The organism is Streptomyces sp. MspMP-M5, assembly GCF_000373585.1.
GTDB lineage: Bacteria > Actinomycetota > Actinomycetes > Streptomycetales > Streptomycetaceae > Streptomyces.
Window position 1 is genome coordinate 20663 of the sequence record NZ_KB891893.1, and the last position, 14665, is coordinate 35327.

The following is a 14665-nucleotide window of genomic DNA, read 5'->3' on the forward strand; positions in this document are numbered from 1 at the left end:
GCCCGCGCGGGGTCACGCCTTGAGGGGCTCGGCCACCATCACGTACCGCGCCAGCCGGTGCGGCAGCCGCCCGTACCAGGCACGGGCGAGTGCGTAGCCGAACGCCAGGCACAGCACGCCGCCCAGCGCGTCCAGCCAGAAGTGGTTGGCGGTGGAGACGATCACCGTCAGCGTCGTGGCCGGGTAGAGCAGGCCCAGCACCCTCGCCCACAGCGGCTTCGCCAGCAGCGCGATGGTGATGCCGCACCACAGCGACCAGCCGATGTGCATCGACGGCATCGCGGCGTACTGGTTGGACATCGACGCGAGGTTCCCGGACGCCATCGAGCCCCAGGTGCCGTGCTCGATCAGGGTGTCGACGAACCCGCCGTCCGGCATCAGCCGGGGCGGCGCCAGCGGATAGAAGTAGTAGCCGACCAGGGCGACGCCGGTGGTGGCGAAGAGCGCCAGCCGGGCCGCCGCGTACCGGCCGGGATGCCAGCGGTAGAGCCAGACCAGCACCCCGATCGTCACGATGAAGTGCAGCGTCGCGTAGTAGTAGTTCATCGAGACGATCAGCCACGTGACCGAGTTCACGGCGTGGTTGACGGTGTGCTCGACGGCGATGCCCAGGCCGTGCTCGGCCCGCCAGATCCAGTCGGCGTTCCGCAGTGCCTGGGCCTTCTGCTCCGGCACCGCGTTGCGGATCACCGAATACGTCCAGTAGCTGACCGCGATCAGCAGGATCTCGAACCACAGACGGGGTGTACGTGGGGTCCGCAGCCGGGCCACTCGGCCCTTGTCGGCCGGACTCTCCGTGTGCTCCCCGACGGCCGGCGGGGCGGCTGGCGGATCGTCCAGAGTCCTCACGTGCGCTTCACCCATGGGAGGACAGTCTGCCAGAAAGGGTTCAACGCCCGATCATCCTCCGGTCGGGTAAACGACGCCTGGCCTCTACCTGGAGAAGGAGGGGGAACCCCCTAGACGAATGAGGGGATTCCCGGACAGGCAAGGGCAGCCAAGGCAGGCAGCCCCGTCCCGGGGCCCGTAAGGGGTGCCCCTACTGCGAGGCCCGCAGCGGCCGGGGCACCTTCGCCGGGCCGGACGCCGGGCCGGGCGCCGACGCCGTGGACCCCCGCACCACCAGCTCGGGATGGAAGACGAACTCGCTGTGCGGCGCCGGGGTGCCGCCGATCTCCTCCAGCAGCGCCCGCACCGCCGCCTGCCCCATCGCCTGCACCGGCTGCCGGATCGTGGTCAGCGGCGGATCGGTGAACGCGATCAGCGGGGAGTCGTCGAAGCCCACCACGGACATCTCCCGCGGCACGTCCAGCCCGCGCTGCCGGGCCGCCCGGATCGCACCCAGCGCCATCATGTCGCTGGCGCACACGATCGCCGTCACCCCGAGCTCGATCAGCGCGGCCGCCGCGGCCTGGCCGCCCTCCAGGGTGTAGAGCGAGTGCTGGACCAGCGGCTCCGCCTCCGCGGCGCTCATGCCCAGCTGCTCCTGTGCGCAGCGCAGGAACCCGGCGATCTTCCGCTGCACCGGCACGAACCGCTTGGGCCCCACCGCCAGCCCGATCCGCCGGTGGCCCAGCGCGGTGAGATGGGTCACCGCCAGCTCGACCGCGGCCCGGTCGTCGGGGGAGACGAACGGTGCCTGCACCTTGTCGGAGAAGCCGTTGATGAGGACGAACGGCACACCCTGGCCGCGCAGCTGCTCGTAGCGCCCCATGTCGGCGGAGGTGTCGGCGTGCAGCCCGGAGACGAAGATGATGCCGGCCACCCCGCGGTCCACCAGCATCTCGGTGAGCTCGTCCTCGGTGGAGCCGCCCGGGGTCTGGGTGGCCAGCACCGGGGTGTAGCCCTGGCGGGTCAGGGCCTGCCCGATGACCTGGGCGAACGCCGGGAAGATCGGGTTCTCCAGCTCCGGCGTGATCAGCCCCACCAGGCCCGCGCTGCGCCGCCGCAGCCGCACCGGCCGCTCGTAGCCCAGCACGTCGAGGGCGGCCAGCACGGACTGGCGGGTGGTGGCGGAGACGCCGGGCTTCCCGTTGAGAACCCGGCTGACGGTGGCCTCGCTGACACCCGCCTGTGCTGCGATGTCGGCCAGCCGTGCGGTCATGGGAGTGGACTGTACCGGTCGCATGTCAGATTGCCCACCAGCTGCAGCTGTCCCCGGGCAGCACCGCCGAGGCGCCGTCGACCGCCACCGGCGCGCTGGCGAGCAGGAGTTCCCCGGGCAGCGGGAGCACGGCCTCCTGGAGGCGGGTGTTGACCGCGCACAGCACCCCGGGCCGGCGGAACGCCAGCACCCCCTCGGGGGCCGCCTCCCACGTCATCTCCCCGTCGCCCAGGCCCGGCAGACGGCGCCGCAGTTCCAGCGCGCGGCGGTAGAGCTCCAGGGTGGAGGACGGGTCGCCGGTCTGTGCCGCGACGCTCAGCGGGGCCCAGTCGGCGGGCTGCGGCAGCCAGCTGCCGCCCGGCCCGAAGCCGTACGGCGGCAGTTCGCCGGACCAGGGCAGCGGCACCCGGCAGCCGTCCCGGAAGCCGTCCTGGCCGCCGGCGCCGGAAGCGCCGTCCGCCTCCTGCCCGTCGCCGCCGATCCGGCCGCGGAAGAACGCCGGGTCCTGGCGCACCTCGGCGGGCAGGTCGGTGACCTCCGGCAGCCCCAGCTCCTCGCCCTGGTAGAGGTACGCGGACCCGGGCAGCGCCAGCATCAGCAGGGTGGCCGCGCGAGCCCGGTCCAGGCCGCCGCCGAGGCGGGTGGTGTGCCGGACGACGTCGTGGTTGGAGAGCACCCAGGTGGTGGGCGCGCCGACGGCGACGGTGGCGGCGAGCGAGGAGTCGACGACCCCGCGCAGTGCGTCGGAGTCCCACGGGGCACTCAGGAACTGGAAGTTGAACGCCTGGTGGAGCTCGTCCGGGCGGACGTAGAGGGCCAGCCGCTCGGCGCTGGGCGCCCATGCCTCGGCGACCCCGATGACGGCCCGGCCGTGGGTCTCGCCGTAGGCGTCCAGCAGCCGGCGCCAGTCGCGGTGGATGGCGTGCACACCGTCCTGGTCGAAGAACGGCAGCACCTGACTGCCGATCAGCCGGGCCTGTTCGCCGTGGCCGATGTCGGGCAGGCCGGGCGCCTTGACCATGCCGTGCGCCACGTCGACCCGGAAGCCGTCCACGCCCAGGTCCAGCCAGAAGCGCAGGATCGCGGCGAACTCCTCGTGCACCTCGGGCCGCTCCCAGTCGAGGTCGGGCTGCTCGGGCGCGAAGAGGTGCAGATACCAGTCGCCGCGGTCGGTGCGGGTCCAGGCCGGGCCGCCGAAGACCGACTCCCAGTCGTTGGGCGGGAGTTCGCCGTGCTCGCCGCGGCCGGGGCGGAAGACGTAGCGCTGCCGGGCCAGGTCCGGGTCCTGGAACCACGGGTGCCGGTCGGAGGTGTGGTTGGGGACGATGTCCACGATCACCCGCAGCTTCAGCGCGTGCGCGGCGCGGATCAGCTCGTCGGCGTCCTGGAGGGTGCCGAAGAGCGGGTCGACGGCGCGGTAGTCGGCGACGTCGTACCCGCCGTCGGCCTGCGGGGAGGCGTAGAACGGGGTGAGCCAGACGGCGTCCACGCCCAGGGCCTTGAGATAGGGGAGCCGGTCGCGCACCCCGCGCAGATCGCCGACGCCGTCGCCGTTGCTGTCGGCGAAGGAGCGGACGTAGACCTGGTAGATGACGGCGTCGCGCCACCATCCCTGGGTCCGGTCGGGTCCGGCGGCCTGGGGGGCGGGGCCGGGGGAAGTGAGCTCCTGGGTCATCTGCCGTCCCTGTCAGGTCAATGAGGCGAAGGTGCTTCCACGAAGTCAACGCTCGGCGGGGCGGGGGGTGACGGTGCGTCGGTACCCGGGAGGGCCTGTTCCGGCCAAGGAGCCGCAACTCCTTCCAGAATTCTTGCAGAAAAATCTCGCAACATCTTTCGGATTGTTTTCGGCGCTGTTACGTTCCAGACCGCCAACCGAGGCTTTCCCAAAGGAGTTCACATGCGGCGTGGCATACGTGGCGCTCTCGCCACCGCGCTGGTAGCGGGCCTGGCACTGGCGGCGTCGGGGTGCGGGAGCGGGGGTGACGGCGGTGGTGCGGCGGGCGGTGAACTGTCCGGAACGGTCACCTTCTGGGACACCTCCAACGACGCCGAGAAGGCCACCTACCGGAAGCTCGCCGAGGGTTTCCAGAAGGAGCACCCCAAGGTCCACGTCGCCTATGTGAACGTCCCCTTCGGCGACGCCAACGCCAAGTTCAAGAACGCCGCGGGCGGCGGCGCCGGCGCCCCCGACGTGATGCGCACCGACGTCGCCTGGGTCGCCGACTTCGCCAACCTCGGCTACCTCGCCCCGCTCGACGGCACCCCCGCCCTGGACAACACCGGCGACTACCTCCCGCAGGCCGTCGGCTCGACGAGATTCCACGGCAAGACCTACGCCGCACCGCAGGTCATCGACACCCTCGCGCTCTTCTACAACAAGAAGCTCCTGGAGGACGCCGGCGTCCCCGTCCCCAAGACCTTCGCCGAACTCGGCGCCGCCGCACAGAAGATCAAGGCGAAGACCGGCGCCACCGCCCTCTATCTGCGCGGTGACGACCCCTACTGGTTCCTGCCCTACCTCTACGGGGAGGGCGGCGACATGGTCGACGCGGCCCACAAGAAGGTCACCGTCGACAACGCCGCCGGCGTCCGCGCCTTCCGCACCATCAAGCAGCTGGTGGACTCCAAGGCCGCCGTCACCGACGCCACCGACGGGCAGGAGAACCAGCTCAAGGCACTCAAGGACGGCACCGTCGCGATGGCGGTCGACGGCCCCTGGGACATCGAGGGCGCCCGCGCCGGCAACGCCTTCCGGGACAAGGGCAACCTCGGCGTCGCGCCCGTGCCCGGCGGATCCGCCGCCCAGGGCTCCCCGCAGGGCGGCTGGGACCTCTCCGTCTACGCCGGCAGCAAGAACCTCCAGGCCGCCTACGCCTTCGTCAAGTACATGAGCTCCGCGCAGGTCCAGCGGGAGACCACCGACAAGCTCAGCCTGCTGCCCACCCGCACCTCGGTCTACAAGGACCCCGCGGTCAAGCGGAACGAGATGGTCGCCTTCTTCAAGCCCGCCGTCGACCGCGCCGTCCAGCGCCCCTGGATCGCCGAGGGCAACTCCCTCTTCGAGCCGCTCAAGGTCCAGACGAACAAGGTGCTCACCGGCGCCGCCACGCCCGAACAAGCCGCCAAGGCCGTCGGCGACGCCTACCGGAAGCTGCTCAAGGACTACACGTGACGCTCACCGCCCGCATCCGCCGGGCGTTCGGCACCCACTGGTACGCCTGGACGATGGCCGCCCCGGTCGTCCTCGTCGTCGGTGTCATCATCGGGCTCCCCCTCGTCCGCGGCGTCTACTTCTCGCTGACCGACGCCAACGAGGCCAATGTCGAGCGCTCGATCGGCATGAACCACATCCCCGCCACCTACCACTTCACCGGCCTGGACAACTACCGGGCGGTGCTGACCGACGGCGTCTTCTGGAGCCGCCTCGGCTGGACCGTGATCTGGACCGTCGGCTGTGTCTCCCTCACCTTCCTCACCGGACTCGCCCTCGCCACCCTGCTCAACCGCCGCCTGCGCGGCCGCACCTGCTACCGCCTGGCGCTGATCCTGCCCTGGGCCATCCCCGCCTTCGTCTCCGTCTTCACCTGGCGGATGCTCTACAACGAGAAGAACGGCCTCCTCAACAAACTGCTGGCCGGCGGCGGTATCGACGCCGTGCCCTGGCTCAACGACCCGACGTGGGCCAAGCTCTCGGTCATCGCCGTCAACGTCTGGCTGGGCGTGCCCTTCATGCTCGTCGCGCTGCTCGGCGGGCTGCAGTCCATACCGGGCGAGCTCTACGAGGCCGCCGAGATGGACGGCGCGGGCGCCTGGCAGCGCTTCCGCCACATCACCGTGCCCGGACTGCGCGCGGTCAGCGGCACCGTGATCCTGCTCTCCACCATCTGGACGTTCAACATGTTCCCGGTGATCTTCCTGCTCACCCGGGGCGGACCCGGCGACGCCACCGAGATCCTGGTGACCTACGCCTACCGCCTCTCCTTCGTCGACAGCCCCCGCGACTACTCCGCCTCCGCCACCTGGGGCGTGGTCATCCTCGCCCTCCTCGCCCTCGTCGCCGTCGGCTACCGCCGGGCGCTGCGCAAGCAGGGAGAGGTGTGGTGACCATGGCGCGCACCCGGCCCCGCCCCCGCTCCGAACGGCACTGGACGGCCTCCGTCGGACTGCACCTGGCCCTCCTGGCCGCCGCCGTCATCGCGGTCTTCCCGCCGCTGTGGCTGCTGGTGACCTCCTTCAAACCCAAGAACGACGCCTTCACCACCGGCCTCGTCACCCACTTCACCCTCGACAACTACACCCACGTCCTGACCGGCACCTCTTTCCTCACATGGTTCGGCAACTCCGTGGTCGTCGTCGGCCTGACCACCGTCATCGGCGTCCTCACCGCCGCCACCACGGGCTACGCCGTCAGCCGCTTCCGCTTCCCCGGCATGCGCCCGCTGCTGTGGATGCTGCTCGTCACCCAGATGTTCCCGGTCGCGGTGCTGATCGTCCCGCTCTACAACCTGCTCGCCTCCCTCGGCCTGCTCAACCAGCCGCTCGGCCTCGTCCTCACCTACCTGACCATCGCCGTGCCGTTCTGCGCCTGGATGATGAAGGGCTTCTTCGACACCATCCCGGTGGAGATCGACGAGGCGGGCCGGGTGGACGGCCTCAACCCCTTCGGCACCTTCTGGCGACTGGTCCTCCCGCTCGCCCGCCCCGGCCTGGCCGTCACCGGCTTCTACACCTTCGTCACGGCCTGGGCCGAGGTCGCCTACGCCTCCGCCTTCATGACCGGCGAGGAGAACCTCACCCTCGCCGGCGGTCTGCAGACCTTCGTCAACCAGTACACCAACGACTGGGGTTCGATGACCGCCGCCGCCGTGCTCATCGCCGTACCGGCCGCGCTCGTCTTCGCCTTCGCCCAGCGCCACCTCGTCGCCGGCCTGACCGCCGGCACCACGAAGGGATGACATGACCCGACAGCACAGCGCCACACCCGACACCGTCCCCTCGGGCACCGCCTGGTGGCGCGACGCCGTGATCTACCAGATCTACCCGCGCAGCTTCGCCGACGGCAACGGCGACGGCATGGGCGACCTGCCGGGCATCCGCGGCCGGCTGGGCCACCTGCGCGACCTGGGAGTGGACGCCGTCTGGCTGAGCCCCTTCTACGCCTCCCCGCAGGCCGACGCCGGCTACGACGTGGCCGACTACCGCGCCGTCGACCCGCTCTTCGGCACCCTCGCGGACGCCGAGGCGGTCCTCCGCGAGGCCCATCACCAGGGTCTTCGCCTCATCATCGACCTCGTCCCCAACCACTGCTCCGACCAGCACGCGTGGTTCCGCCGCGCGGTGGCCGAGGGCCCCGGCTCGGTGCTGCGCGAACGTTTCCACTTCCGCAAGGGCCGCGGCGGCTGCGGCGAACTCCCGCCCAACGACTGGGAGTCCGTCTTCGGCGGCCCCGCCTGGACCCGTCTCCCCGACGGCGAGTGGTACCTCCATCTCTTCGCACCCGAACAGCCCGACTTCAACTGGGACCACCCCGCCGTCCAGGACGAGTTCCGCTCCCTCCTGCGCTTCTGGCTCGACCTGGGCGTCGACGGCTTCCGCGTGGACGTCGCCCACGGCCTGGTCAAGGCCCCCGGCCTCCCCGACATCGGCCACGGCCAACAGGCCCGCCTGATCGGCTCACAGCTCCTCCCCTTCTTCGACCAGGACGGCGTGCACGCCGTCTACCGCTCCTGGCGGGCGATCCTCGACGAGTACCCGGGGGAGCGGATCGGCGTCGCCGAAGCCTGGGCCCCCACCGTCGAGCGGCTCGCCCGCTACGTCCGCCCCGACGAACTCCACCAGGGCTTCAACTTCCACTACCTGAACACCGCTTGGGACGCCGGCGCCCTCCGTACCGCCATCGACACCTCCCTCTCCGCCCTGGGCGCCGTCGGCGCACCGGCCACCTGGGTCCTCTCCAACCACGACGTCGTACGTCACCGCACCCGCCTCGGCGGCGGCCTCGACCGCGCCCACGCCGCCACCCTGCTGATGCTGGCGCTGCCCGGCTCGGCCTACCTCTACCAGGGCGAGGAACTCGGCCTCCCCGAGGTCACCGACCTCCCCGACGAGCTCCGCCAGGACCCCTCCTTCTTCCGCACCAGCGGACAGGACGGGCTCCGCGACGGCTGCCGTGTCCCGCTGCCCTGGAGCGGCACGGCACCGCCGTACGGATTCGGCGCCGCAGACACCTGGCTGCCCCAGCCCGACAGTTGGGGCCCGCTCACCGTCGAGGCCCAGACCGGCGACCCGGACTCCACCCTGGAGCTCTACCGCGCCGCGCTGGCACTGCGCCGCGCCCATCCCGGCCTCGGCGCGGGGGACGCCGTCGAGTGGCTGGACACCCCTGACGGCGTGCTCGCCTTCCGCCGCCCCGGTGGCCTCCTCTGCACCGTCAACACCACGGCGGAGGCCGTGCGGCTGCCGCTGCCGCCGGTCCGTCAACTCCTCTCGTCCCGGGCGCCGTTCGCCACGTCCGCCACGTCCGCCATGCCCGCCGGGCCCTCGGACCCGTCTGCTCCGTCCGCTGTCCCCGCATCGCCTGTCTCCGCATCGCCGTCCCCCTCCGTCTCCGTCTCCGTCTCCGTCTCCGGCCCCGGCCCCGTCTCCGACTCCGTCGCCAGCTCCGCGTCTCCCGCCGGGCCCCTGCCCGCCGTCTGTGAACTGTCCAACGCCCCGCACAGCCAGGGTGTTCCCGAAAATCGCGAACTTTCAAAAGTTCATGAAATCCTGCGCGAAATCCCGGCCGACACCACGATCTGGTGGCAGGAGTGACCCGTCCAGCCCCCCGGCCCACCCCGCGTCTCTCCGACATCGCCGCCCAGGCGCAGGTCAGCGAGGCGACGGCCAGTCGCGTCCTCAACGGCCGGGCGGGGGTGGCGGCGGGCACCCGTCAGCGGGTGCTCGCCGCGCTCGACGTCCTCGGCTACGAGCGCCCGGTCCGGCTGCGGCGGCGCAGCGCCGGCCTCGTCGGCCTGGTCATCCCGGAACTGACCAACCCGATCTTCCCGGCCTTCGCCCAGATCATCGAGCAGTGCCTGGCCGGCCACGGCTACACCCCGGTCCTGTGCACCCAGACGCCGGGCGGCGCCACCGAGGACGAACTCGTCGAGCAGCTGGAGGAGCGCGGCGTCACCGGCATCGTCTTCCTTTCCGGCCTGCACGCCGACACCGCCGCCGATCCCTCCCGCTACACCCGCCTGACCTCCCGCGGCGTGCCCTATGTCCTGATCAACGGCTACCACGACCGGGTCGACGCGCCCTGTGTCTCGCCCGACGACCGCGCCGCGGCCCGGATGGCCGTGCGCCACCTCGCCGAGCTGGGCCACCGGCGGATCGGACTGGCCGTCGGGCCGGCCCGCTATGTGCCCTCCCGCCGCAAGGCGGAGGGCTTCACGGCGGCCCTTCAGGAGTCGTTCGGCCTGTCGAGGGGGCAGGCCGAACGACTCGTCCGGCACACCCTGTTCAGCGTCGAGGGCGGCCACGCCGCGGCCGCCGCCCTGCTCGACGACGGCTGTACGGGCATCGTCTGCGGCAGCGACCTGATGGCGCTGGGCGTGGTGCGCGCCGCCCGGCAGCGGGGGATCGACGTCCCCGGCCGGCTCTCCGTCGTCGGCTTCGACGACTCCCCGCTGATCGCCTTCACCGCCCCGCCGCTGACCACGGTGCGGCAGCCGGTCCAGGCGATGGCGACGGCCGCGGTGGGCGCGCTGATCGAGGAGATCCAGGGAAACCCCGTCCAGCGGACCGAGTTCGTCTTCCAGCCGGAACTGGTCGTACGGGGCTCTACCGGCCCCGTGCGGGGCGTACGTGACGAACGCCGCCCGACTCCGGGACCGGCCGTGGGCTGATCCTCGTCGCCGCGTTCGCCACCCGCTGGGCCGTCCTCGACCGGTCCCCGGTCGGCAAGGCCGTCCGGGCCGATCTCGGACTCCCGGAGGGGTGAGTCGCCCTGGCTCGGCTCCGGCTCCGGCCTCGGTCTCAGGCGGCCGGGCGTCGCGCGTGGAAGAGGCCCCAGCGCAGCAGGCCGCGCCGGGTGATGTCGGCCCAGAGGGGGAGGTTGGTGAGCAGCTCGTCGAGGTAGGCCGGGCTGATGACGTCCCGCAGTTCGGCCGCGCGCCGGTGGATCTCCTCGTCGAGGCGCGCGTAGTGGGTGGTGAGGTCCGCGGTGCGGTCCTCGAAGTCGATGTCGCTGAGGCCGAGTTCGGAGAGCCGGTCCAGATAGAAGGCCGGCGTTGCAGGGTTCTCGATGCCCAGACGGGAGAACGCGGGCCGCACCGCCTCGGCGGGCGTCCCCTCGGCCAGCATGATGTCCGAGAAGACCAGGGCGCCGCCCGGTTTCAGTACGCGTACGGCCTCGCCCAGTGCGCCCTCCCGGTCCGTCACATGGCACAGGACCTCCAGCGACCAGGCGAGGTCGAACCGCTCCGCCTCGTAGGGCAGGTCGTTCAGGGAGCCGGTGGTGACCTCGATCAGTCCGTCCAGCCCGCGTTGGGCGTTGGTTGCGCGGTGGCGCTGGTTGTGCCGCTCGCTCAGGTCGAGGGCCGCGACGCGGCAGCCGAAGCGTTCGGCGAGCGCGCGGGCCGATCCGCCGTACCCGGAGCCGAGGTCGAGCGCGGTGGCGTGCGGGCCGAGCAGGTCCGCGGCCTTGTCGGCGGCGTGCTCGACGGTGCGGTGCGAGGCGTGCGCGATCGCCTCGTGGCCGTCGGCGTAGATACCGACGTGGATGTCCTCGCCGCCCCATACGGCGTCGTAGAAGACGTCGACGTCGCCGGTGTCGTAGTAGTTGCGGGTCGCGTCGTCGTGCTGGTGGTGCGGTGCGGGGCCGGTGGCGTGCTCGTGGTTGTTGATCACGGTGGGGGAATTCCCCGTGTCCGGCCGGGCAATTCGCCCTGGCTGCCGGATGGGTGACTTCGCGCCACCTGACGTGCCGTATGGCGATCGGTCCTCGTATGGCGGCCGGTCCGGCCGGCCGGGCGCGTAAAGACCGCCGCGCGGGCGGTCCTCCGGTCGGCCGGACCGGCTCGCCTGGGAACGTAACATCGTTGCAATCTCTTGCGAAAGGTCTTGCAGTAAACCTTCCCCACGACTACAACCAGGGGCCATGCCCTCCACCGCGCACCGTGCCCGCCGCCGGATCGCCGCCGCCCTCGCCCTGCTCGCCGGCGCCGCCGCACTGGCCCTCCCGCCGCAGCCGGGCGCCCAGGCCACCCCCTCCGACGGGCGGCCCAAGGCCGAGGCTCAATGGATCGACCGCACCACCGTGGTCTGGAAGGGCGCCCAACGCACCGAAGCCCGGCTGGAGTTCGGCGCACCGGGGCGCGCCGCGGGCCGTATCCGGCTCACCCCCGGCACCCTCACTCCCGCCGAACGGGCCGCCTACCCGCACCTGGCCGGCTACCCCGCCTTCACCGTTGACCCCCGCGACCGCGCCCTCGCCGCCACCGCCCTCCGGCAGCGGCTGACCGCCACCCAGCGCACCCCCGACGGGCAGCACACCACCGGCGTGCAGATCCCCGGCGTCCTCGACGACCTCTACGGCACCCGCGCCCAACACGCCGCCCTGGGACCGGTGTTCCACCACGGTGTCCCCACCCTCTCCGTCTGGGCGCCCACCGCCCGCACCGTCGCCCTCGAACTCGCCGGCCGCCGCGTCCCGATGCACCGCGACGAGGCGACCGGGGTATGGAGTGCACGGGGCGACCGGAACTGGACCGGCAAGCCCTACCGCTACCTCGTCACCGTCTGGGCCCCCGACGCCGACCGGACCGTCACCAACGCGGTCACCGACCCCTACGCCACCGCCCTGACCGCCGACTCCGCGCGCAGCCTCGTCGTCGACCTCGCCGCCCGCGAACTCGCCCCCAAGGGCTGGGCGCAGCTGCGCAAACCCGCGCCGGTCCCGCTGCGCCGGGCCCGCATCCAGGAACTCCACATCCGCGACTTCTCCATCGCCGACCCCACCTCGCACCACCCCGGCCAGTACCTCGCCTTCACCGACACCGGCTCCGCCGGCCTGCGGCACTTGAAGGCCCTCGCCGCCGCCGGCACCACCCACGTCCACCTGCTGCCGGCCTTCGACTTCTCCTCCGTCCCCGAACGCCGCGCCGACCAGCGGCGCCCCGACTGCGACCTGCCCGCGCTGCCCGCCGACTCCGCGCGTCAGCAGGAATGCGTGGCGAAGACCGCCGACCGGGACGGCTACAACTGGGGCTACGACCCGCTGCATTACACCGTCCCGGAGGGCTCCTACGCCTCGGACCCCGACGGAACCGCCCGGACCGTCGAGTTCCGCCGGATGGTGCAGGGCCTCAACGGCATCGGCCTGCGCACCGTCATGGACGTCGTCTACAACCACACAGCAGCCGCTGGCCAGGACGACCCGCGCTCCGTCCTCGACCGCATCGTCCCCGGCTACTACCACCGGCTGCTCGACGACGGCACCGTCGCCACCTCCACCTGCTGCGCGGGCACCGCGCCCGAACACACCATGATGGGCAAGCTCGTCGTCGACTCCGTCGTCACCTGGGCCAGGCAGTACAAGGTCGACGGCTTCCGCTTCGACCTCATGGGCCACCACCCCAAGGCCGACATCCTCGCCGTCCGCAAGGCCCTCGACGCCCTCACCCCCGCCCGGGACGGCGTCGACGGGAAATCGATCATCCTCTACGGCGAGGGCTGGAACTTCGGCGAGGCCGCCGACGACGCCCGCTTCGTCCAGGCCACCCAGCGCAACATGGCCGGCACCGGCATCGCCACCTTCAGCGACCGGGCCCGCGATGCGGTCCGCGGCGGCAGCCCCTTCGACGCCGACCCCCGCGTCCAGGGCTTCGCCTCCGGCCTCTTCACCGACCCCAACTCCTCACCCGCCAACGGGGATTCCCACGCCCAGCGCACCCGCCTCCTCCACTACCAGGACCTGATCAAGCTCGGCCTCACCGGCAACCTCGCCGACTACACCTTCACCGACACCACCGGCCGCCGGGTCAGGGGCTCCCAGACCGACTACAACGGCGCCCCCGCCGGCTACGCCGCCGCCCCCGGCGACGCCCTCGCCTACGCCGACGCCCACGACAACGAAACCCTCTACGACGCCCTCGCCTACAAACTGCCGCCCACCACCTCCCCGGCCGACCGCGCCCGGATGCAGGTCGTCGCCCTGGCCACCGCCGCCCTCTCCCAGGGCCCGGCGCTCTCCCAGGCCGGCACCGACCTGCTGCGCTCCAAGTCCCTGGACCGCAACTCCTTCAACAGCGGCGACTGGTTCAACGCCCTGCACTGGACCTGCACCGACGACCCCCGGGACGGCGCCGACGGCAACGGCTTCGGCCGCGGCCTGCCCCCGGCCGCCGACAACAAGGACAAGTGGCCCTACGCCAGGCCCCTGCTGGCCGACCCCGCCCTCCGCCCGGACTGCGCCACCCGCACCGCGGCCTCCGCCGCCTACCGCGACCTGCTCCGCATCCACGCCTCCGAACCGGCCTTCGGCCTGTCCACCACCGCCGCCGTCCAGTCAGCCCTCTCCTTCCCCCTCTCCGGTCCGGACGAGACCCCCGGCGTCCTCACCATGCGCCTGGCCGACCTCGTCGTCGTCTTCAACGCCACGCCCCAACGGCAGCCCCAGACCGTCCCGTCCCTGGCCGGGCGGCCGTACTCCCTGCACCCCGTCCAGGCCCACGGCGCCGACCGCATCACCGCCACCGCGGCCTACGACCGGGCCTCGGGCACCTTCACCGTCCCGCCCCGCACCGTCGCCGTCTTCCGCCGCAGCTGACGCGGAGGGGAGGGAGGGGCTGACGCGGGAGGAGAGGGAAGCGGGTGGGGCGGGGCGGCCCGGGCGGCCCGGGAGCCGGCTACCCCACCCGCTTCTCCAGCAACGTCACGGCATAGCAACTCCCCCCGTTCCCCTCCTTGAACGGCTGCTCGCCCACGACCGTGTAGCCCGCCCCCTCGTAATACGCCCGCAGCCGCGGATTGCCCGCCACACAGTCCAGCCGCGCCCAGGGCCGCCCCGACTCCGCTATGCGCTGCTCGGCGTGGGCCAGCAGCGCCCGCCCGGTCCCCGCCGGAGCGCACGAGCGGTCCACCATCAGCCGGTGCACATACCCCGCCGTCGGCGGCTGTCGCCCCCACGCCGGCTCGTCTTCCCACCACAGCTCGAAGCCGCCGACGATCCGCCCGGCCGCCTGCGCCAGCCAGACCTCCCCCTCCTTGATCCGCAGCCGGAAGTGCTCCTCGTCCTTGCCGCCCGGCTTCCACTGATCTATGCCGCGCTCCACCATCCACCGAGCCGCCGCGTCGTACAGCCCGACCAGAACGGTCAGGTCGTCCCCCATGTCCGCCGCCCGACAGGTGATCTCGTCCACGCCCCGGCCCCTGCCGTAGCCCATCGCCCCTCCCTCGGTCGCTCCGGCGGTCCAACGCGCCGCCACACCAACGACGTTAGATCAAGGGTCTGACAATCCGCTCCGGCCGGCCTCCGGCCCCTGCGCGCCCGCGCCGGACCCCGCCGGCTCCTGGCCCGCG

Annotated in this window: 10 protein-coding genes and 1 pseudogene; 6 read left to right on the forward strand and 5 right to left on the reverse strand. The window is 72.2% G+C overall.

The window, feature by feature from the left end; all coding sequences use genetic code 11:
• Positions 1-12: 12 nt before the first annotated feature.
• From B073_RS0118510 to B073_RS0118520, 3 genes are all read right to left on the reverse strand, one after another.
• Positions 13-864: a phosphatase PAP2 family protein gene (locus tag B073_RS0118510; protein ID WP_037812067.1), complete on the reverse strand. Its 852-nt coding sequence runs from the start codon at positions 862-864 to the stop codon at positions 13-15.
• Positions 865-1039: 175 nt separating this feature from the next.
• Positions 1040-2104 (reverse strand): LacI family DNA-binding transcriptional regulator, encoded by a 1065-nt coding sequence (locus B073_RS0118515; RefSeq protein ID WP_018539575.1) that lies wholly within the window; start codon positions 2102-2104, stop codon positions 1040-1042.
• Positions 2105-2129: 25 nt separating this feature from the next.
• On the reverse strand, positions 2130-3779 hold the full coding sequence (locus B073_RS0118520) for a glycoside hydrolase family 13 protein (protein ID WP_018539576.1): 1650 nt from the start codon (positions 3777-3779) through the stop codon (positions 2130-2132).
• A gap of 222 nt (positions 3780-4001) precedes the next feature.
• Between B073_RS0118520 and B073_RS0118525 the strand changes: the two genes are divergently transcribed.
• The 5 genes from B073_RS0118525 to B073_RS40360 are packed head-to-tail and all read left to right on the forward strand — an operon-like array spanning position 4002 to position 9990.
• Positions 4002-5276: an extracellular solute-binding protein gene (locus B073_RS0118525; protein ID WP_018539577.1), complete on the forward strand. Its 1275-nt coding sequence runs from the start codon at positions 4002-4004 to the stop codon at positions 5274-5276.
• A complete protein-coding gene (locus B073_RS0118530; protein WP_018539578.1) occupies positions 5273-6208 on the forward strand; it encodes a carbohydrate ABC transporter permease in 936 nt (311 codons plus the stop codon). The genes B073_RS0118525 and B073_RS0118530 overlap by 4 nt, the downstream gene beginning before the upstream one ends.
• Positions 6209-6210: 2 nt before the next feature.
• Positions 6211-7059 carry a sugar ABC transporter permease gene (locus tag B073_RS0118535; protein ID WP_051094065.1) on the forward strand — a complete coding sequence of 283 codons (849 nt, stop codon included), beginning with the start codon at positions 6211-6213 and terminating at the stop codon, positions 7057-7059.
• Position 7060: 1 nt separating this feature from the next.
• Positions 7061-8914 carry a glycoside hydrolase family 13 protein gene (locus B073_RS0118540; protein ID WP_018539580.1) on the forward strand — a complete coding sequence of 618 codons (1854 nt, stop codon included), beginning with the start codon at positions 7061-7063 and terminating at the stop codon, positions 8912-8914.
• Complete coding sequence (locus B073_RS40360; RefSeq protein WP_018539581.1) at positions 8911-9990, forward strand: LacI family DNA-binding transcriptional regulator; 1080 nt, start codon at positions 8911-8913, stop codon at positions 9988-9990. Before B073_RS0118540 ends, B073_RS40360 begins: the two co-directional genes overlap by 4 nt.
• Positions 9991-10120: 130 nt before the next feature.
• On the opposite strand, the gene B073_RS0118550 is transcribed toward B073_RS40360, so the two are convergent.
• Complete coding sequence (locus tag B073_RS0118550) at positions 10121-10993, reverse strand: class I SAM-dependent methyltransferase (RefSeq protein WP_018539582.1); 873 nt, start codon at positions 10991-10993, stop codon at positions 10121-10123.
• Positions 10994-11294: 301 nt separating this feature from the next.
• Here B073_RS0118550 and pulA point away from each other — a divergent pair.
• A pseudogene (gene pulA / locus B073_RS40365) lies at positions 11295-13913 on the forward strand (pullulanase-type alpha-1,6-glucosidase); the annotation flags it as partial.
• Positions 13914-13992: 79 nt separating this feature from the next.
• On the opposite strand, the gene B073_RS0118560 reads toward pulA, so the two are convergent.
• On the reverse strand, positions 13993-14529 hold the full coding sequence (locus tag B073_RS0118560; RefSeq protein WP_018539584.1) for a GNAT family N-acetyltransferase: 537 nt from the start codon (positions 14527-14529) through the stop codon (positions 13993-13995).
• Positions 14530-14665: the final 136 nt, after the last annotated feature.

Bases quoted from the DNA above. Each gene is read 5' to 3' on its own strand.
- B073_RS0118510 (WP_037812067.1), bottom strand. From the start codon at position 864: ATGGGTGAAGCGCACGTGAGGACTCTGGACGATCCGCCAGCCGCCCCG.
- B073_RS0118515 (WP_018539575.1), bottom strand. From the start codon at position 2,104: ATGACCGCACGGCTGGCCGACATCGCAGCACAGGCGGGTGTCAGCGAG.
- B073_RS0118520 (WP_018539576.1), bottom strand. From the start codon at position 3,779: ATGACCCAGGAGCTCACTTCCCCCGGCCCCGCCCCCCAGGCCGCCGGA.
- B073_RS0118525 (WP_018539577.1), top strand. From the start codon at position 4,002: ATGCGGCGTGGCATACGTGGCGCTCTCGCCACCGCGCTGGTAGCGGGC.
- B073_RS0118535 (WP_051094065.1), top strand. From the start codon at position 6,211: ATGGCGCGCACCCGGCCCCGCCCCCGCTCCGAACGGCACTGGACGGCC.
- B073_RS0118540 (WP_018539580.1), top strand. From the start codon at position 7,061: ATGACCCGACAGCACAGCGCCACACCCGACACCGTCCCCTCGGGCACC.
- B073_RS0118560 (WP_018539584.1), bottom strand. From the start codon at position 14,529: ATGGGCTACGGCAGGGGCCGGGGCGTGGACGAGATCACCTGTCGGGCG.